Source organism: Xenorhabdus bovienii (assembly GCF_024721015.1).
Classification (GTDB): domain Bacteria; phylum Pseudomonadota; class Gammaproteobacteria; order Enterobacterales; family Enterobacteriaceae; genus Xenorhabdus; species Xenorhabdus bovienii.
Genome location: NZ_JANAIF010000067.1, coordinates 1 through 19355 on the forward strand (window position 1 = coordinate 1; position 19355 = coordinate 19355).

The 19355-nt window shown below is 46.5% G+C and carries 15 protein-coding genes, 3 tRNA genes and 2 pseudogenes; 3 read left to right on the forward strand and 17 right to left on the reverse strand.

What is annotated here, in order from left to right:
• A partial coding sequence (locus NXS07_RS15230; protein ID WP_308686623.1) for a transposase occupies positions 1–412 on the reverse strand: 412 nt, incomplete at its 3' end.
• A gap of 97 nt (positions 413–509) precedes the next feature.
• On the opposite strand from NXS07_RS15230, the gene NXS07_RS15235 reads away from it, so the two are divergent.
• Positions 510–758 carry a recombinase family protein gene (locus NXS07_RS15235; protein WP_368859251.1) on the forward strand — a complete coding sequence of 83 codons (249 nt, stop codon included), beginning with the start codon at positions 510–512 and terminating at the stop codon, positions 756–758.
• Positions 759–997: 239 nt separating this feature from the next.
• Here the strand turns inward: NXS07_RS15235 and NXS07_RS15240 are convergent.
• The 12 genes and pseudogenes from NXS07_RS15240 to NXS07_RS15295 form a co-directional block, all read right to left on the reverse strand.
• Positions 998–1069: transfer RNA gene (locus tag NXS07_RS15240), tRNA-Cys, on the reverse strand.
• Positions 1070–1195: 126 nt separating this feature from the next.
• Positions 1196–1267: transfer RNA gene (locus NXS07_RS15245), tRNA-Cys, on the reverse strand.
• A 126-nt stretch (positions 1268–1393) separates the two neighbouring features.
• A tRNA-Cys gene (locus NXS07_RS15250) sits at positions 1394–1465 on the reverse strand.
• Positions 1466–1475: 10 nt separating this feature from the next.
• Complete coding sequence (locus NXS07_RS15255; RefSeq protein ID WP_258087067.1) at positions 1476–2129, reverse strand: class I SAM-dependent methyltransferase; 654 nt, start codon at positions 2127–2129, stop codon at positions 1476–1478.
• A complete protein-coding gene (locus NXS07_RS15260; RefSeq protein ID WP_258087068.1) occupies positions 2107–3897 on the reverse strand; it encodes a hypothetical protein in 1791 nt (596 codons plus the stop codon). The genes NXS07_RS15255 and NXS07_RS15260 overlap by 23 nt, the downstream gene beginning before the upstream one ends.
• Positions 3898–4232: 335 nt before the next feature.
• Complete coding sequence (locus tag NXS07_RS15265) at positions 4233–4832, reverse strand: GNAT family N-acetyltransferase (protein WP_258087069.1); 600 nt, start codon at positions 4830–4832, stop codon at positions 4233–4235.
• 2 nt (positions 4833–4834) lie between these two features.
• Entirely contained in the window at positions 4835–5587 is a 753-nt protein-coding gene (locus NXS07_RS15270; RefSeq protein ID WP_258087070.1) for an inositol monophosphatase family protein, read from the reverse strand.
• Between the two features lie 49 nt (positions 5588–5636).
• Positions 5637–6341, reverse strand: coding sequence for a class I SAM-dependent methyltransferase (locus NXS07_RS15275; RefSeq protein WP_258087071.1), 705 nt, complete (start codon positions 6339–6341; stop codon positions 5637–5639).
• Entirely contained in the window at positions 6338–7573 is a 1236-nt protein-coding gene (locus tag NXS07_RS15280) for a DegT/DnrJ/EryC1/StrS family aminotransferase (protein WP_258087072.1), read from the reverse strand. The genes NXS07_RS15275 and NXS07_RS15280 overlap by 4 nt, the downstream gene beginning before the upstream one ends.
• Positions 7566–9155, reverse strand: coding sequence for a Gfo/Idh/MocA family oxidoreductase (locus tag NXS07_RS15285; RefSeq protein ID WP_258087073.1), 1590 nt, complete (start codon positions 9153–9155; stop codon positions 7566–7568). The genes NXS07_RS15280 and NXS07_RS15285 overlap by 8 nt, the downstream gene beginning before the upstream one ends.
• Complete coding sequence (locus tag NXS07_RS15290; protein WP_258087074.1) at positions 9040–10425, reverse strand: M28 family peptidase; 1386 nt, start codon at positions 10423–10425, stop codon at positions 9040–9042. The genes NXS07_RS15285 and NXS07_RS15290 overlap by 116 nt, the downstream gene beginning before the upstream one ends.
• Before the next feature lie 612 nt (positions 10426–11037).
• Positions 11038–12146 (reverse strand): annotated as a pseudogene (locus NXS07_RS15295) (ISAs1 family transposase).
• Between the two features lie 83 nt (positions 12147–12229).
• Between NXS07_RS15295 and NXS07_RS22225 the strand changes: the two are divergent.
• Positions 12230–12465: pseudogene (locus NXS07_RS22225) on the forward strand (transposase); the annotation flags it as partial.
• Positions 12466–12668: 203 nt separating this feature from the next.
• Here the strand turns inward: NXS07_RS22225 and NXS07_RS15305 are convergent.
• The 4 genes from NXS07_RS15305 to NXS07_RS15320 are packed head-to-tail and all read right to left on the reverse strand — an operon-like array spanning position 12669 to position 18000.
• Positions 12669–14444 carry an acetyl/propionyl/methylcrotonyl-CoA carboxylase subunit alpha gene (locus NXS07_RS15305; protein WP_258087075.1) on the reverse strand — a complete coding sequence of 592 codons (1776 nt, stop codon included), beginning with the start codon at positions 14442–14444 and terminating at the stop codon, positions 12669–12671.
• Positions 14441–16039: a 5-oxoprolinase subunit B/C family protein gene (locus NXS07_RS15310; RefSeq protein ID WP_258087076.1), complete on the reverse strand. Its 1599-nt coding sequence runs from the start codon at positions 16037–16039 to the stop codon at positions 14441–14443. The genes NXS07_RS15305 and NXS07_RS15310 overlap by 4 nt, the downstream gene beginning before the upstream one ends.
• Positions 16040–16070: 31 nt before the next feature.
• Positions 16071–16838: a LamB/YcsF family protein gene (locus NXS07_RS15315; protein WP_258087077.1), complete on the reverse strand. Its 768-nt coding sequence runs from the start codon at positions 16836–16838 to the stop codon at positions 16071–16073.
• Between the two features lie 10 nt (positions 16839–16848).
• Positions 16849–18000, reverse strand: coding sequence for an NRAMP family divalent metal transporter (locus tag NXS07_RS15320; RefSeq protein ID WP_258087078.1), 1152 nt, complete (start codon positions 17998–18000; stop codon positions 16849–16851).
• A 409-nt stretch (positions 18001–18409) separates the two neighbouring features.
• On the opposite strand from NXS07_RS15320, the gene NXS07_RS15325 reads away from it, so the two are divergent.
• On the forward strand, positions 18410–19069 hold the full coding sequence (locus NXS07_RS15325) for a GntR family transcriptional regulator (RefSeq protein ID WP_038195720.1): 660 nt from the start codon (positions 18410–18412) through the stop codon (positions 19067–19069).
• Positions 19070–19355 lie beyond the last annotated feature (286 nt).

Sequence of the window (19355 nt, forward strand, 5' to 3'; positions counted from 1 at the left end):
GCTGTGCGACGCCCTCAAATACGCGATGACGGGGAATACGGAGGTTGTGACAAACAGCAATTTTGGTTGAATCAATAAAGGCGATCCCCTGGGTTTCAGCCTTGCGTGACGAAAAAAAAGCACAGAGAGGAATGAGCGCCCTGTGCTTTAAGGTTAACATACGGGTGTAGCTGACCAACCTGGGAAAATCGGCTTTAAGGTAGTGTTTGACATGCTGAATATAAAACGTTTTAAAATCACGATAATGGCTCATGTGGAATAAAATGAGGAGCGTCATCACTTCACTGAGAGAAAGGGAAGCTTCGCGGCGACGTTTGAGCAAGCCATTTTCAATTAACTGTTGATGCCAGAGAGGAATAAATTTTTGGCAAAAGTCATCGACGCAGCAGTAAAGTTCTTCTAAATTAGACATGCCTGAGGATCTCCACGATTTTGTTTTCTTTGACAAAAACTTTGATCGTGCCTCAGGCACTTAGTTCCCTTCTTAAGCAAACCTCAGGTTAATTAATATTGCTACCCCAGCAGGGCGAATGATGATGCAAATTGTCGGTTCATTTGCCGGAAGTGAATACACGATGCTACGCGAGAGAACAAAGAACGGCTTGAAGGTAGTACGTACAGCAGCGCGCATCGGCGGCCATCGCCCCAAATTGACAAAACAACAGCAAAGAGAAATCGTCTTGTTGGTCACATCCAGGCAGAAATCACGCGCTGATGCTGCACATTTGTTTCGTGTTCATCCATTGACTGTTTGTTAAGTAACCTTATATCTTGATTATCGCTCTGTAAAAGTGATAATCAAGATATAAGGTTAAGTATTGTCTGAACGATGAAAATAAAACAACTTAACGTGCTTTAAATTCCGTTTTCTAAGGCGCCTCTAGGAAGGGTTTCTCATACTTTGTACTCACAAACCAAAAGTTCTTCGAACCATCCATAGGACGCTGATGAAAAATGGGATCAAGGCCTGAACACAGTCCAAGAAAGAAGGACTGTGAGGCGGGGGCAGGATTCGAACCTGCGTACTAGGATTTTGCAAATCCTCGCCTGACCACTCGGCTACCCCGCCAAAATTAGTTGGCCTCTACAGAATCAAACTTTGTACTCACAAACCAAAAGTTCTTCGAACTACCCATGGGCCGTTGATGAAAAATGGGATCGAGGCCTGAACACAGCCCAAGAAAGAAGGGCTGTGAGGCGGGGGCAGGATTCGAACCTGCGTACTAGGATTTTGCAGATCCTCGCCTGACCACTCGGCTACCCCGCCAAAATTAGTTTACCTCTACAGAATCAGACTTTGTACTCACAAACCAAAAGTTCTTCGAACTACCCATGGACCGTTGATGAAAAATGGGATCGAGGCCTGAACACAGCCCAAGAAAGAAGGGCTGTGAGGCGGGGGCAGGATTCGAACCTGCGTACTAGGATTTTGCAGATCCTCGCCTGACCACTCGGCTACCCCGCCAAAAACTATATTAAGGTTTCACGAACACTCCCTTGAACATCCAACGTGCGGGCGAAAGAGATCGATCCGACGGAAAATTGAACCATTCAAGCTCAACACGCTCAAATCCTGCTAATTCGATCGCTGGTACGATGTCTCTAGTTGTGTGACAGCCGCCGAATAGGTGCGGCCACACAACGTCCGCGACACGCTGCCAAGTTGGAAAAAGCCTGCCCGGCGCCAAGCAGTGCTCTACTGATATTAGCTTTCCGCCTGGTTTCAATAACCGCGAGACCTCCGCCAAAGTCTGCTCTATGCTAGAAACACTGCACAGCGTAAGCGTACTAACTACAAAATCTACGCTTGAGGAGGGAAGGTTTGTTCTTTCCGCGAATCCTTGAACAACTCGAATTGGTTTACCTGTAGCTCTAACTTTGGCGGCTGTGGCCAGCTGTTCTTCGGGTTCGATTCCCAGTATCTCAACATCGTCAGGGAGATAATCAAAATTACGTCCGTCACCACATCCAATTTCTATTCCTGTTCCAATAGTCTTTGACATGGCCCATTCGCGGACAGTCGCGAAGCCAATATTGTCCCCACTAGCAGCCATCTTTGGGTAGAGTCGGGCAAAGATCGGAGATCCCTTCCATTTTTTTGTCGTGTCATACGAAGAATTCTTGTCCACAGAAACCTATCCTCCCGCGAGAAACAAAATACATACGCAAATACATACAATGCCTGTCGGCTGGACACGGCACACGAATTTCAATATCGATTAGCACGTCTCCTCCTGAGTCTATCGTTACTTGTTCATTTGACACCGACACTGAAGCATCATGACGCCGTCCATGTGTCACTGCGCCACCGACAGCGACAATGGCCTTTTCAAGACATGTACTATGCAGAAGTACTTTTCCGTACAGTACTCCAGGGTTCATAGTGTTTTCCAATTGAATTACTCGACCTTCAATGAAGTTTGGCACACCATCTTGAACCGCGCCACAGACAACGCAACTTACCGTCCACCGATGGACGGTAGCGTCACCAAGACTGGAAAACTGATAACGCATGGCATCCGAACGACAGTTAGGGCACCCCTCAACTAAGGGGTCTGCTGAAAGAACCTTGTAAGCGTCGCGATACCCTTCAACAAAATGGTACTCACTTTTGTTGGTCTCTCTCTGCAGTTTCTCGACGATACCTTTATCGACCAACAAGACAGTTTTCTCGACGCGCTTCAGAGCCCGGACTAAAGCGCCATCTAGACCTCTGCCGCAGCGACTGCTGGATGCCCGACGAACAAGATTGGGGTAATTTTTGCGGAGATCAGTGAGTAACTGGCGGCCCTCATCGATCTTGACGCCAAGTAACGCAACACGGTCATATTCATCGAGTACCTCTCTGATCGAGACTAGTACCTGCTCAGGTGATAGGTCTCGCGCTGCAATTGTCAGCGCACTGATGTCAACGTGGTCAACATCAGAATCGAGAATAGCACACGGGCTTCCAGGAATGCTTGTACTTCGAATGAACCCTGCAACTGACTCATCTGGCGCGCCGTTTAGGTAACACAATTCGTCTGGTAGATCGGATACCTGATCCCGTATTCCGAATACTAGGCCTTTCTTGTATCCAATTATGTCTTCCGGGGCACGTTTAACACTGGTTTTAAGGCTGGGGTCTCCTAGAATCATGACTTTACCCGCTTCCAATCCCCAGGCAGGAAGAGCTCTGTTCAATTCCCGTACGGTCTGACCTACAGTCATTCCAGCGCCCATAAGCCCGTGAAACGTCAAATTCTCTTCGATACGACCATCCTTTAGCAAAGGGCTTGCAACATACGCCGCTGCGTTGCCCTCTAGGAATCTCTTCGAGATTGTATACGAGCCCTCTCCATCGAATATCCCGTCTCCATCAACCTTAAGTGTAAGGCACGCGTTGGCGAAAAAGACACGCCCAGGAATCATATCGGCCGTTGACTTCTTTAGACCTGGGAGGACACAATCGTTGTTTACCATGCAAGTCGGTAGTCGTTTCCCACTTACAGAGGGCGGCTGAACGGTTATTCGCCCACAAATAAGTTCATTACTACTGAGGCGAATATAATCCTCGCTGGCATGTCCAACGACACTCACAATGGTTTCAGTTCCACGAATAAAAACAGGCCAATTGGTGAGCTCCTCACTATCTGATGGTAAAATCTTCAGCCCGGCTGCCTGACGCATTTCCTTGCCCTTATGAATGGGGGCAAAGCAGATATCTTCACCTTCCTGCATACAGCTATAAGCAACTGTCTTCGCGAGGATAAATGTCCCTAGTTCTAAAGAGTTTGCAACAATGAACCCAGTCAAATCATCGAACAATGACAGATCGTTCATCGATGCTTTCCTGTCAATGGAAACGACTACGAGGTGATCGTGTGGAGTTAAATAATTGTAACGCCATTTTGCCATTTCTTCCCAAGAAGCGAAGCTACGCATAGAAGCAGATCGTAGACTCTGAAATCCCTTCGCGAGAACTGAGGCGGATTGATCGCTGGACAGATACGCAACAGTTAAATTCTCAGTGTTGTGCCATGCGCGTGGCTCGTCGCGCTTTACGCTGAAGTCGGCTGGAGCGGCCATAGGAGAATCTTCAGCGAATAGGAGATCTGTTCTCCGGCACCACTCAACAACCATCTTGCGAGCCCACTTCTCCCTAGTGAGGACAGGTACGAATGGCTGCCCCCAACCGCAGACTTCAAGATATCGTTCTTCAGAATGACAGTGAATAACGAGAGAGGTCATTGCTATATCCCCCGCTTTATCATCGCATACGTCATAGGACCACCGAAAGGGAGTGGGTATGCTGCCGTCACCTCGAATCCCAAACGTTCATAGATCTTTACGTTTTTGTCATCGGAAGTCTCGAGGAACACCGGCAATCCCTCGCGCTCGGCCCTCTCGAGGCCTGGCTCAATAACCGCACGGCCCAGCCCCTTCCCCTGGAAATTCGGATCCACGGCTACTACCCCCAAGAACCAGCATGGAAACTTGGGACGTTCTTTTGCCATGATCGCTTCAGATGCCTGCATTACGTTTGCCCTCGATCCCGCTATCTTTTCAAATTCGATAGATAGGGGGGCGAAAACTGCCTCTGCATCTTCAATGTCGGGTGCCGTCCATATTGATACAGCAGTTCCATCATCGGTAGCCCATACGTGTCCTACTGTCATGCCTACCTTTCTAAGGAAGGTTTCCTGATAGCGTCGCACTCTCTGCTGGTGATCATTCTCAGCGAGGAAATGTCGCATTAAGGAATACCCATCGAAAGCGCGTGTCAGCGTCTGTGTGCAACGCGTCAGTTGCGTTTCTGATATTTCTTTCAACTCACGGACGATCATGTTCATTCTCATTCATCTCTGAAGATATTAATCACGTGCTCGTGCAAAACCTGGTTGGTCGACACGATGCCCGGCCCTTTACCAGCTAGAACAAGTTGGCCCGTTAGGTCGGTGCACATCCCGCCAGCTTCTTCGACGATTGGGACGAGCGCTGCCACATCCCAGGGAGCCACGACTGGCTCTAGGGCAACATCCAGTACCCCTTCGGCAACTAAGCAGTGCTGTAAGAAGTCACCAAACCCACGGTTACAGAATGTCTGCTCGGCTAGGCGCAGATACTGCTGAAGTAGACCTCGTTTATGCCATGTATCAAACGCCGTGGTTGAGATGTACGCGTCTTGCAGACCTGAAGCTTTCCGTACATGCATTCTATGCGCGCTTCCCAGCGGACTCTCGCTAAAGTAGGCACCACCTCCCTTCTCCGCCCACCAACAGCGCTTTAATTCAGGCGCGAAAACTACACCGACCTTGGGCTCGCCATCCTCCACGAGCGCCACAAGTGTGGCCCAGATTGGGATTCCGCGAACGAAGTTCTTGGTTCCATCAATTGGGTCGATAATCCACACTCGTCCTTTATGGCTTGCTATGCCTCCGCTCTCTTCCCCAAAGAATCGGTCATCAGGGCGCGCGGATTCGATAATTTCACGTACGAGCAATTCAGCACCCGTATCCGCCGAGGTAACTGGGCTGCCATCTTTCTTTAAAGTGATTTGAAATTCACTGGATTCTCTTAAAGCAAGCGCAGCAGTGGCTGCCTCCATAGCAGCCCGTTGTGCTAGTCGAAGATCATCTTCACTACCGAGTTTAGCGTTAATAGCACACCCCCATTAGCTGGTATTCCATCACGCGAGGTGCTTCGATCCGGCGAATACGCTGAACCATCGACAGTGTGGCTGATACGTCCTTTGCGATAGCTTCCAGCACAGCTCCATTTTTGAGGTCAGCAGTACCTATGAGAAGACGTCCATCCTTTCGTAGGTGGTTCGGTGCGCCTTGGATCAAACGGCGCTGACCTCCATACTCTGGATCGAATACCGCAGCGTGCAATTCACTCGCCATATCAAAGTCCCCGTCAACATAAGTCCATGGGACGTTCCAGAAAATTAGATCGAAGTCTTCGTTCATTTCGAGCGCGGAGAACACATCGCTCACACGTGCGGAAACCTGAGACTCCACACCATGCCGAACCGCATTTCGCAGAGTATTCGTCACGGCATTCGGGTTGATGTCCAACGCAACGACTTCTGAAACCCCGCAGAGAGCGGCGGTCACCGAGATCACTCCCGAACCACAACCCACTTCTAGCATACGCCCGCCAACCGGATAAGGGAGAGCACTTGCCATAACCTCAGTCGCGCCCGTGAGTGTTCCCGGGAAAACACCGCGAATAAGCTCCCACTGCCGTCCAAGTAGACTAAATTCAGTAGGGAAGTCCATATCATGTAAGGCGCGCATCAGTACTTCCTCTGCATCCTGCGGATCTTCTTGGAGCACATCTAGATCGATGCTTTTCATTTTGTTAATAACTCCTTGTATTGTAGATCAATTTCGGATATTACCTTTTCGTATCTAGCTATCAAGGGCTCATCGTCTTCACGGTAAAAAGTTGGAAAAGAGATTGCTCTTTCGGAAACATCATATGCGACGGGTATCAGTTCCCGCACCGGTTGAGTACGTCGAGGCTCATGATTCCAGATATGTTGAGGAGCTGAGTACAGCGGCTGATCGGCAAGAACCTCACCTGAGGGGGCAGACACATCCAGACCTCTTTCCTTCATGATTTTCACCAAGTGATTCCGGCCAATTAACTTTTGTGCGGCACGTGAGATAAGCGGCTTAAAGCCATACCAAGCACCCATATCAATGTGCGAGGGAATGTTCAGTGGTTCAAATATTCCTGTTTGAGATAGTGAATTATTGAGGCGATGTAACCACTTATGGCGAAACTTCATGCGTTGTGAGAACGCTCGCAGACTGTGCCTCGCAACGATGGCATTGAACGGAGACATTCGTGTCTTCAGGCCATAACCAGTAACCCAATACCGCCGAAGATCGCTATCTTGAACCTCATTGCGTGATCGATCGCGATAATGCCCTACCAGTGTGGCAGTGTCGGCAACGAGGTCATCGTTCGTTACAAGAATGCCTCCCTCGCCCGCGAAAACGGCCTTTTTCGTCTGCAGGGAGAAGACAGCCGCGTCCCCAAACGTTCCAACCGGACGCCCACGAAACTTACTCCCATGCGCATGGGAGCAATCTTCTAGAACCTTGAGGTTGTGCTTTTCAGCAAACTTAATAGCTTTATCCATGTCGGCTGGGTGCCCCCACTGATGCACCACAGTTAGGATACGGCACGATTCAGTTATCACTTTCTCTGCAGCATCAAAATCGATGCATCGGGATTCCCTGTTGATATCGGCTAGAATAACTTCTGCGCCCACAGAGAAGGCTGGGCTGAGTGCCGCATGATAAGTCAACGCAGGCCCTAGAATCGATACTCCTCTGCGAGCCCCTAGTGCGTAATATGCAGCTTGAAGTGCGCTTGTTCCGGAATTGAATGTAATTGCATGCTTAACTCTGTTTCCTAAGAACGATTTGAATTCATCTTCAAACTGGGCAATTGGGCCAGCTCGACCACTGATCGCAATATCCGTGCGACGCTGCAGAACTAGTTCATTTTCCTCTTCTGATGTTGGGGCCGGTGGCCACGGATCATGCGGGAACTGATATGTATCAAATTTAGACATGCGTCTGCTCCTTTGTATCTGTACTCCCAAACGTAATGGCGTAGGCATCCGTGAGGCAGTCGACGATGTGTACATGGCGCTCCATGTGAGGCAACCAGTACTGCGGGTTATTACGGTTAGAGAGATACTCTTGGTACATGGTCTTGATTGTCAATTGCCCACCTTGGGGCTCGCGAACCTCCCATCTGAGGTCACCCTGACGGTCAAAGATATGGAGTGTGGTGGCGCTCATGACTGCAATGCCTTGTGAGCCGTACAGTGTCAGTAGTTCGGTTTTCTGATGCGCGTGACGATTGGTGATGATCCTCCCTGCACCATTACCATTGAACGAACTGGTAAGGATCGTGCTCGTGTCCTCTAACCGTTCGGCTTTCGTCTCGCCGTAGCAGTAGGCGATCTGAGCAGATTCGACCTTCTGCTCACCCAGCAGCCAGACAATAAAATCTAGCTGGTGATAGGCCATATCCAACATCACCCCACCGCGCGCAGACGTCCACTTTGAGCGCCATCCACTAGTTCTCTCAGGAATCGACAGCGAGTACTCATACGTGTATGCGTACACCTGTCCGAGAAGATGGAGGCTCGCCTTGAGCTGTCGTCCTACTAGACGGAAGGGACGATAGGCAGCAGTAAATACGGGCGTAGATTGTTCACTGGCGGCTTGGAATAACTCTCGCGCTTCCCTGCTCGTAACTGCAAAGGGCTTCTCCTTTAAAACAGTAATGCTTTTTGATAGCAGTTGGATGGCAATTTCAGTGTGGTACTCGTGTGGAACTGCCAAATAGGTCACCTCCACATTAATTGTGCTTTCTTGGAGCATCTCACTAGTAGAGGTGAACGTCTGTAACCCCATACCTTCGGCGCGACGTCTTGCCTCGCTATCGATATCTACCGCAGCAATCACCTTTCCTTGGGGGCAATGTGTCAAGAATTCGGCAGCCTGCTTTCCTCCCACTCCGATAACTGCAAGTTGAAGTGGGTGCAAGTTACGGTTCGACACGGTGCTTTCTCTTATATTTTCAGAAAGCGCGCGACTTTCAGAAAGCGCCTGCGTGGCAATATTGCTGATGTGCTCGCCATAGCCCAAAAGACGGTTAATCTCGAGGAATGATTGGATTTCTTCTTGGGTAAGGAACCATCGTGCGTGAGTATACTTATCACGTTCAATGCTCTGTTCCGCCTCATTCCCATCTACTTCTACAAGAAAACTCTTTTCGGTCCACCTGTCACCTTGCAAGTCGTATTCATCCATTCCGAGTTCAGCGATGATTCGTGTTAGCCGCCATCCAGTCTCTTCAAGAATCTCTCGTTCAAGAGCTTGCAGATCGCTTTCACCTTCCTCTACCTTTCCGCCAACAACATCCCAAGCACCAGGCAGTACCTCGCAATCACAACGCCGTTGCTGCAGATAAATAGCACCATCCTCTGGACGTCGGATGAGTGCGGCAACAGTTACTTTTAATTGATTAGTCATATGCATCATCCAACTTGGCAAGGATATGGTGAAGAACGAATTGTGCTTCATGTAATTTCTTTTTATCGAGACGACCATAGTTATCACATGGGCGATGATAACAGCCATCGAATGGATAACCCGCTTGCCCGCCCCATTTGATAGCTTGCTCACGAGTCTTTATTTCAAACGATCCACCCCAGAGCCCACCTGTGGGTATCCCAGCGTCCTTATAGCTTGAATCATCAGACCGAGGGATTGTATTGGTGTCGGTGTAAGCTTCGATACCCAGCTGTTGGTAGGCTTCTATAATACTGTTAGAAATCCTTTGACTGACATCTCTGCCGTTTGGATCTCGGGTGTAGAAGTATCCTGAATTTGGGGATGTTTGCATCTCAAGGTTCACGTAGGCATAGATGCGGTCAGGCTTTGTCACGGTTTGGAGATAGCTCCGTGAGCCAGAAAATGCGAATTCTTCACCGCTCCAAAACATATACCGATAAGTTCTAGCGTTTGGCTGGTTAGCATTGCTCGTAGCGTGATCTAACAGCAGTACCGCGCTCGTAGCATTATCGTTGATCCCAGGGCCTTGAGGAACCGAGTCTAGATGTGCACCAACTTCAACTGCTGGGGCGTCGCTTGTCCCAGAATTTTCAGCGATGAGGTTCATGCTCCATCGACGTCCAGTGACCATTAGAACGTCTAATATCAAAATGGATGGATCTGAGTTAATTTTGACGTAAGTGGGCTGGCTTATTCCTACGAGGGGTATGTCTCGATGTCCGGCGCCCTCCAGCCACATGTATAAAGGCGTTTCGGTATGTGAAGCGATGATAGCCGTACGGGCACCCGATTCACTAGCCAACCGATGTTGATGCTGTGTAGTACAATGAGTTGACTCTTTTATGATGACGATTGATCCACGAGGCACATTGAAGTATTGCTGTTTATCGCACCCATCTCCACTGATGAAGTGCGGTGAGGCATTAATGGGTCCTGGCGTCGATGGACTGAACACCGCCGGAACGAGATCCAACATTCCCCCGTTGTGCACCAACTGTGCATGTTCGGGTTTGCTATATAGAAATTCGAATTTCTCGATCCAAACGTTCAACCCTGCATTGCGGAGCTGTTCGGAAAAGTATTGCACTGATTCAGCGTGTCCACTGCTTCCGGCTTCACGATTACCTCCATTAGTGTCCGCTATTTCTTGAAGCTTCTGGATGTGTTGTAGTACAATATCTACTTTATTGCTTGTTATGACTGGACTTGCGGTTGCGGCCGCTAATGCAGGCAGGAATAAAGAGATTACTGCGACAAAACGGCAATGTCGCCACAGAGAGCTTTTGGAAAAAGGCTGAGGGGACTCTAGACTCATAATTTTAGTAGTGCAGTTCATATTTAGGTCTCCCTTCTCCAATAAGGCGATGTCGACCCGTAGGTCAGGCCCGACACCATCATATCGTTAAACTAACGCAGGTTATTTTAAAAGGACTACTATATATAACTACCAAGACTACTACATATAGATACGGTGAATAGTATATATAAAATAAAGTCATTTTTCCCTATCAAGGATCACATTTTAAATACCAAAATAAAAAATAATATAAAGTGATCTTATTGGATTTTTATAAAGATAAGGTGATTTTTTATGAAAAAAAATAAAATAAATAAAACCTAATAAGAGTAAATAAAATAAATTCATCTTGTTTTTGTATTTTACAAAAAATTTATAAGTAGAATTAATAAAATATTCATAAAAATCTTAATTCCCTCTTATAAATTGAGCATTTTTTGGATTTTACACGTATCGCAAGTAAAATAATTTACTTAAGCATAAATATTTTATATTTAATTAATTACTATGAAATAATAATTTCATTGAATTATATTTTCCCGTTAAATACTTTGAAAACATAACCGATAACCGGAACAATCAAAATAATAATAGGCATTGTATTTCGTCGTATGAACCTCAGCGAGATAATCAGGGTGCGAGCGTACTTTGTTAATTTGATTTAACATCAGAAAAAATCATCAGCTCTCGGTACTCATCTCTGAGTAATGCTCGTTGTACTTTGCTTTTCATGCTACTTTTTTTGCGTTGTTTCCAGTTTGGCTAAATTTAATGCCAAGCGCCTGATGATAGCCAGAGATTCAGCCTCATTCCTGTCATGAACTCGACATACATCTTCTTGATAAACAACATCCAGTACCCAATGAAGACTATTTTCAATGCGCCAGTGCTCACGGATTGATGTCCCCATAAATTCAGGAGCTATGTCATGCGAAGACAGATAAAAAGACGTATCCACCGTATTTGATTTCTTCTCTTTCCGATGCCTTTCAACTGCAACAAAGTTTTTCACTGAAGACCACTTTTCCCGAAGTGTGGGGAAAAATACCGCAGGTATCTGAAAGGTAATACGTCGTTCTGTTCGGCCATATCATTGATTTAATGTTTTAAATTGAGCCAGACAGCTGTCATCTTTATAAGCGTCATTGAATTGTGCTTTTACCGCAGCGAAGAGTTGAGATTGGTTTCCCTTAACCTGCACCAAATAGTCCCCCTTGCGGGCAATAATACCTTCCAATGTATTTTTTTGAGCATGCAAGGCATCCATGGTTATCAAGGCGTTATCGATATTCAGCATGGATATAAGGCTTTGTACTGTTTCGATTTCTTTCCCTTCCCTGGGGCCATTTCTTGATAGAGTGATAGGCCATTATTCAGATCATAAGCGCTGACAGAGTGAAGGCTTTTATTTCCATGTTTTGAAGCCCTTTCAGTGTTTTTCCATCAATGGCAAGCAAGGGTTTAGCAGATTGAGTTCGGATTTCATTAATCCAGCTAAACAGACAGAGTTGAAAACTTTCGGGATTAATTGCCCGCATGATCCGAGCAAGGGTATGACGACGAGGGATACTCTGGGTAAAGGAACGAAAATTTTTCAACCAATCAAGCCGTAACTCACCGAATTGTTGAATTTCTGCTCATCCGTTTTGCCCTGATGCAACAGCAGAAATCACTAGAAACTAGACATCAACAAAATCGTGGCGCTGATTGATATAAGAACAGGTATCTTCGACCAATGATAGGTGATTAAAAAGTGACATTGCAGCGGCCTCATAAATTATTTTATTTTGAGATCATAAGATTACTGATTAGTTCATTTTTTTAACAAAGTGTGATCCCGCGCTGGCGAGATAATGACCATTTTGGTCTTTTCATATGTCTACTCAGTTATACCCATTTTATCAGTGCAGCCGTTTCCGTTTTAATCCCGCTTTACAGTTAGCCCACTCAATGAAAAGAAAAACCAACCGGCATCGCTTTTATTGATTCCACCTGTTTGCGTGTTTACCATAACATCCGTATTCTCCGTCTAACGTCTTTAAGGAAGTAGCGGAACGGGGGAAAACGTCGGAGAGCTGGATGGTCAGAGGAATTTCGCAATGAATTTATATTTGGCTAAATTGCGAACAAAAATGGAATCCCGCCCTGGATTACAGAGAGGATGGTAAGAACCATTTTATATACATTAGATGAACATATGAAGAATGTATAACACTGCTACCCGCCTATATTGGCGGGTATTTCCTGCCGATTCAACGTAGCCTTATTCATAGTGACAGCCACTACTCAATATGGGCGAGAGTGCTTTCTGCATCCTGATAATCCCCTGCCTGTACACAGAATGTGATTTTCCCTGCACGGTGTGCATTAATTTGCACTTCCATTTTCATGGCTTCCATCACAGCAATTACATCACCTTCATTGACCTGTTCACCTTCTTTCACAATCCAAGAATGTAAGATACCGGAAATCGGTGCTTTCACCTGACGAGAGTCTGCCGGCATTTTTTCCTTTATCGCAGACTGGGAAGATTGCTGTTCCCTAACAGGCGCCAAATGAGAAAATCCCGCTAATAAATCGGCAGGCAATCCGAGCTCATGCCTGCGGCCATCAATTTCAATATATGTACGCGTGATGCTGTCATCTTCTGTCACAACCTGACGTGGTAACGCTTCAATCTCATTCGCAAAATCCGTTTCAATCCAACGGGTATGAACATTGAAGACATCATCAGAAACAAAATCAGGATGTTCCATCACGGCTTGATGAAAAGGCAAAACTGAAGCCACACCACGGATTTTGAATTCCCGTAGTGCCCGACGTGCGCGCGAAATAGCCTGTTCGCGGGTTGTGCCTGTGACAATCAACTTCGCCATCAGAGAATCAAAGGTCGCAGGAATAGTGGACCCACTGATCACGCCAGAATCCAGACGAATACCGGGGCCGGAAGGCGGGGTAAATTCGCTGATAGTCCCTGACATCGGTAAGAAACCTTTGCCTGCATCTTCAGCGTTGATGCGAAACTCAAATGAGTGGCCTCTTGGAACTAGCGTCTCCTGAATACTCAACGGATGGCCTTCCGCAATTCTCAACTGCTCAATCACGAGATCGATACCTGTCGTTTCCTCCGTGACAGGATGCTCTACTTGTAAGCGAGTATTCACTTCCAAAAAAGAGAGCGTTCCATCGGCGCTTAGTAAGAATTCAACTGTACCCGCTCCCACATAATTGGCTTCCGCACAAATCGCTTTTGCCGCCTGATGAATACGCTCCCGTTGCTGTTGAGTCAAAAATGGTGCCGGGGCTTCTTCCACTAATTTCTGGTTGCGGCGCTGTAAGGAGCAATCACGGGTGCCAAGCACCACAACATGGCCCTGTTTATCCGCAATAACCTGTGCTTCTATATGACGCGGTTTATCAAGAAACTGTTCGATAAAACATTCGCCACGGCCAAATGCGGCTGTCGCCTCACGTACTGCCGAGTGATAAAGTTCTTCCACTTCATCCAGCCGCCAAGCGACTTTCAGCCCACGTCCCCCTCCGCCAAATGCTGCTTTAATAGCAATCGGCAAGCCATGTTCCTCCGCAAAGGCGACAACTTCCTGCGCATCTTTGACTGGCTCCGACGTACCAACGACCAATGGCGCACCAACTTTGTGGGCGATCTTACGAGCCTTAACCTTATCGCCAAGTTCATCAATGGTTTCTGGGTTAGGGCCAATCCAAATCAATCCTGCGTCCATAACGGCACGGGCAAATTCAGCTCGCTCAGACAAGAATCCATATCCGGGATGCACCATCGTTGCCCCCGACTGCTTCGCTATCGCCAATAAACGTGGAATATTGAGGTAGGTTTCTGCGGAGCTATTCCCCGATAAACCGTAAGCTTCATCTGCCAATTGCACATGTTGAGCATTAATATCAGCATCCGCATAAACAGCAATAGTCTGCACGCCATAATCACGGCAGGCTCGAATAATACGAACGGCAATCTCACCACGGTTGGCAATCAGCACTTTGTTTGGATTCTTATTTATATTGTTCACAGTGGTGTTCATAGCAAGTCTTCACTCCCTGATATTTCGTGGAATTGTCTGATGGGATTAAATCGAACTTTGGCGTTGACCGGGATCTGACCAGCAAGATCAAGATGATAATGTGCCACAGAAGCAATGACGGGATACCCCCCCGTCAATGGATGATCAGACAAAAACAGCACTGGCTGACCACTGGCAGGAATTTGGATGGCTCCGGCACAGGTTCCTTCGCTAGGCAGTTCTTGGCGCTTAATACGTGATAGTGAGCACTCACCATTTAATCTTAAGCCAATCCGGTTGGATTGTGGCGTCACCTGCCAAATCTGGTTTCGTAATAAATCAATCGACTCTTGAGTAAACCAGTCAGTGCGAGGGCCAAGGAGTACATCCAATACCACAACCTCATTTTTATTCGGCATCACAAAAGCAGGCGTCTCCGAGAAAGACACCGCAGCGCAATGAGACGTTGTTCCCACAGCCAATTTATCTTCGGCTTTTAATGGCTCAGGCCCGATATGAGATAGCGTATCAAATGAGCGACTAGATAATACGGAGGGGATCGTAAAACCACCTCGCACGGCCAAATAAGAACGCGTTCCCGCATCAGGTCTTCCCAAGATAATTTCATCACCATCATTTAAATCAATGGGTTTGTAAGCACTTACATAAATGAATTCACCCTGCGGGGTTTTGATCTCAATTGGACATAGCGCACCTGTAACAGCAACCATCATCTGCCCACTGGCAACCGCTTTAAAACCACCCTGCACGATTTCCAGACACGCCTGCTCGGAAGCATTCCCTACGATACGGTTTGCACTTCGCAAAGCACTTTTATCCATAGCACCGGATTCTGAGATCCCCAATCCCGATTTACCAAAACGTCCTAAATCTTGAAATAGGGTTTGCAATCCCACACTCCGGATTTCTAAATAGCGAGAAGTTTCAGATTGAGAAACCGAATTGGTGCGTGAGGTTTCTGGCAAACTTACCGTTACAGTGGCACGTTCAGCATCCCGAAAATTGACGCGATAACCCGGTTGTAATAGAGCAGGATCAGGACGGGAAAGATCCCACATACGTTCGGTTGTGATGCCGATAATCTGCCAACCACCGGGACTCGCCTGAGGGTAAATACCACTGAATTCTCCCGCTAGTGCAACCGCACCAGCAGGAATACGGGTTCTTGGTGTTTTCCGACGGGGAATATTCCACTGTGCTGTATCCGACACCATATAAGCAAAACCAGGCGCAAATCCGCTAAAAGCCACTGTATATTCGTTTTCGGTATGCTGGCGGATAACGTCTTGAACCGTGCCCCCCAATATTTCAGCAACTTCCGCTAAATCTTCACCATTATAGTGCACCGGAATTTCAATCTGTTTTCCTTGAGAATGACTGCACTCATGCAATTCACGGTGACCCATTTCTGCTACGAGTTGGTGAATTGAGATTTTCGTTGGACGAAAACGAATCATCAGGGTTCTCGCCGCAGGTATAATCTCTTCAACCCCCAATACAGGAGCAATACTCAGTGAATCAAACAACGCCAGTGTTTCTGGCAATCCACTGAGTTCAACAAGTATTGTATTGAAATTAACAGGTAAAAAACGCAAAGTGATCTCCTGAAATAATAAACCCGTATGGTTATGCGTGGATAAATGACTGAATGGTAATCCCTGCCTGTTGCAGAACTTTTTTTACCTGTTTTGCCATATCCACAGCCCCTGGACTGTCCCCATGCACACATATAGAATCCGCCTTGATAGGCGTGAATTTGCCATCAATGGAATCTACTCCACCTTCAGTCACCAATTGCAACATGCGTTGTGCCACAAGATTCGCATCGTGCAACACCGCACCGGCTTCACGACGGGAAACTAGCTCCCCTGCTGCGGTATAAGCACGATCCGCAAAGGCTTCTGCGATAGTTTTCAAACCCTTTTCCTGTGCCAACCGGAGGATATTTGATCCTGCCAATCCAACTAAAGCAAGATTAGGATCAATCACCAAAATCCCTTCAATAACAGCAAGTGCCTGGCGCTCATCATTAGCGATCGTGTTATACAGCGCACCATGCGGTTTCACATAACGAACACTTGTTCCTGCTGCTAGAGCCAAACCTTGCAGGGCGCCAATCTGATAAATCACATCTGCTGTCAATTCGTGGCTGGCAATATCCATACTACGCCGACCAAAACCGACTAAATCGGGATAAGATACATGGGCTCCGATAGCAACTTGGTTTTCCTTTGCAGATTTCAGCGTCTGCAAAATACCTACCGGATCTCCAGCATGAAAACCACAAGCGACGTTTGCACTACTGACAATACCCAGCATTTCTGCATCATTACCCATCTTCCACTGACCAAAACTTTCACCAAGATCACTATTTAAATCAATTGCTTTTATCATGATTATTCTCTTAAGCTGCTTTCAGAAAAGCGAAAATTGAACTAATAGACATCGCTCCCATATACCATGTCAGTACACAGGTGATGAACCCTGACCATAGTAACCAGCGAGGATAATGGTATCCTCCCATGAGATCAGCCCGTTTCCAGCCAACATAAACAAAGATAGTCAAACCAAGGGGTAAAATCAGCCCATTAAAGCCGCCTGCAAACACCAGCAAAGCAGCTGGAGGTGTTCCTATCAATAAATAAACTGCTAATAAGAGGGTAATAAAACAGAGAGTAACTATATTGAGCTGACGATCAGTCAATTGTTTTTTAAATACGCGAGCAAAAGAGATAGAGGTATAAGCCGCCCCAATAACACTGGTGATTGCCGCAGACCACAGAATCAAGCCAAAAATACGCAACCCAAATTCACCCACTACGACCTGAAAGGCTTGTGAAGCAGGATTTGCCGTTTCACTGGCAATATCGAGTGTGACACCACTGGCAACCACTCCCAATATTACCAAAAATAAAAAATAACGCATCAGTCCTACTGCCAAAATTCCTTTAGTTGCCGCACTGGATACAGCATCAATGTTCTCTACGCCTGTCATACCTTTATCCAGCAGACGATGGGCCCCTGCATAGCATATGTAACCACCGACTGTTCCCCCCACAATTGTCGTAATAGTCGCAAAATTGATGTCATCAGGCAGAACCGTTTGCCGCAACGCCTCCCCCACTGGAGGATTGGAAACTATCGCAACAAACAGGGTCAGCCCTATCATAACTACGCCTAATACGACAATAATCCGATCAATGGCAACCCCGGCCTTACGCGAGGTAAAAATATAAATCGCCATCAAGGCACTTAATAATCCGCCCCATTTAGGTTCTAAACCAATCAGAGCATTAAGCCCCAATCCAGCGCCAGCAATATTGCCGACGTTGAAGACCAATCCTCCAAACATCACTAGTGCAGCCAATAAATAACCGCTTCCGGGGATCGCTGCATTGGCGATATCGGCCGACTGCATCTTAGTTAAGGTAACAATTCGCCAAATATTTTGCTGTACCACAAAGTCAATTAGGATCGAGGCCAAAATACCAAAAGCAAAAGCGGCGCCCATCGTTGCAGTAAATGTTGCTGTTTGCGTAATGAAACCCGGCCCAATCGCCGATTTACCGCAAAGTTAACCGTTTCATGTTTTACTGTTTCCTGTATTGCCATAGGCCATGTCCCCCTGTCATTGTTATCGTATTTATTATTTCCTAAGCAATATTCGTACCATTGTGGAACTAAATAACTATATTGTTAACTAATTCACATATGATTGTTGAACAATAAATAGATCATGTTGAGAAAATGAGCAAATAGAATCGTTTTATGGGTTATAAAAGTTCAATACAGATCACTTTTCAGCATCTATCATCAAGGAAAACACTAAGATGCATCATTTCAGTGCAATACGTTTCCCTATAATGATCCAATGTCGGTAACTTGCTGGTTATCAGGGAATGTGTGAAGATTAACTTTTGATCATCGAAGGCGCTTTTTCTCAGCTATAAACCCAATGGATGACTATGAAAAAAGAGAGTTCTCCCCAAATTTTGAGTAAGAAAATTGCTGAAACAATACGGAATAAATTGGTTATTGGGGAGTTGTTACCCGGGCAACGCTTATCAGAAGCCGCGCTCAGTGAACAGCTTGAGATCTCACGCAATACGTTACGTGAAGTATTCCGCGTTCTAACTCAAGAAGGATTACTGAAACACCAGCCCAATCGCGGTGTATTTGTAGCGATTCCCGATATTGCATCCATTATTGATATCTATCGGGTTCGACGACTGATTGAATGTCAGGCTCTCACTCAGGCATATTCCATGCACCCCAGCGTTGCCAAAATGAAAGAGGCTGTGACCAGTGCGCAACTGTATCGAAATAACCAAGATTGGGTTGGCGTCGGCACCGCAAATATGCGTTTTCATACCGCAATTGTGGAATTAACTGACAGTGAAAGATTGATTGCTTTCTACCGCAATATCTCAGCAGAACTTCGTTTGGCTTTTGGGCTTTTGAATGATCCTGAGCTACTATATGCCCCTTATATTGATAAAAATGCATATATACTGGAGCTTTTAGATTCTGGTCAGACAGAATTAGCAGCTAAAAAGATGAAAGATTATCTAGAGTTATCAGAAAGAACAGTATTGGCGGCTTATACTCGTAAAAATAACGAATAAAATTTCTCAAACGCAAAAAGCCACCTCTGTTGGGTGGCTTCTCTGTCTAAATTGATTTCTGGCAGTTGATCAAGGACTTTCCTGCCGTTCCCCCTTCGGGCTGTCGCACTTTGCGCAAAGTTCAAAATCATATTCAACAATTTTGTCCTACACTCGGCACCGCAGACAACCTTCACGTCAGGTGGATTTTCTCATGTTTAAATTTTTCACAAACGCAAAAAAGCCACCCGGTTGGGTGGCTTCTCTGGCTAAATAGGTGTCTGGCAGTGCCCTACTCTCACATGGG

Excerpts from the sequence above, each read along its gene's own strand:
- NXS07_RS15260 (WP_258087068.1), bottom strand. The coding sequence starts at position 3,897 with ATGGCAAAATGGCGTTACAATTATTTAACTCCACACGATCACCTCGTA.
- NXS07_RS15265 (WP_258087069.1), bottom strand. The coding sequence starts at position 4,832 with ATGAACATGATCGTCCGTGAGTTGAAAGAAATATCAGAAACGCAACTG.
- NXS07_RS15270 (WP_258087070.1), bottom strand. The coding sequence starts at position 5,587 with ATGGAGGCAGCCACTGCTGCGCTTGCTTTAAGAGAATCCAGTGAATTT.
- NXS07_RS15275 (WP_258087071.1), bottom strand. The coding sequence starts at position 6,341 with ATGAAAAGCATCGATCTAGATGTGCTCCAAGAAGATCCGCAGGATGCA.
- NXS07_RS15280 (WP_258087072.1), bottom strand. The coding sequence starts at position 7,573 with ATGTCTAAATTTGATACATATCAGTTCCCGCATGATCCGTGGCCACCG.
- NXS07_RS15285 (WP_258087073.1), bottom strand. The coding sequence starts at position 9,155 with ATGGCTGTTATCATCGCCCATGTGATAACTATGGTCGTCTCGATAAAA.
- NXS07_RS15290 (WP_258087074.1), bottom strand. The coding sequence starts at position 10,425 with ATGAACTGCACTACTAAAATTATGAGTCTAGAGTCCCCTCAGCCTTTT.
- NXS07_RS15305 (WP_258087075.1), bottom strand. The coding sequence starts at position 14,444 with ATGAACACCACTGTGAACAATATAAATAAGAATCCAAACAAAGTGCTG.
- NXS07_RS15315 (WP_258087077.1), bottom strand. The coding sequence starts at position 16,838 with ATGATAAAAGCAATTGATTTAAATAGTGATCTTGGTGAAAGTTTTGGT.
- NXS07_RS15325 (WP_038195720.1), top strand. The coding sequence starts at position 18,410 with ATGAAAAAAGAGAGTTCTCCCCAAATTTTGAGTAAGAAAATTGCTGAA.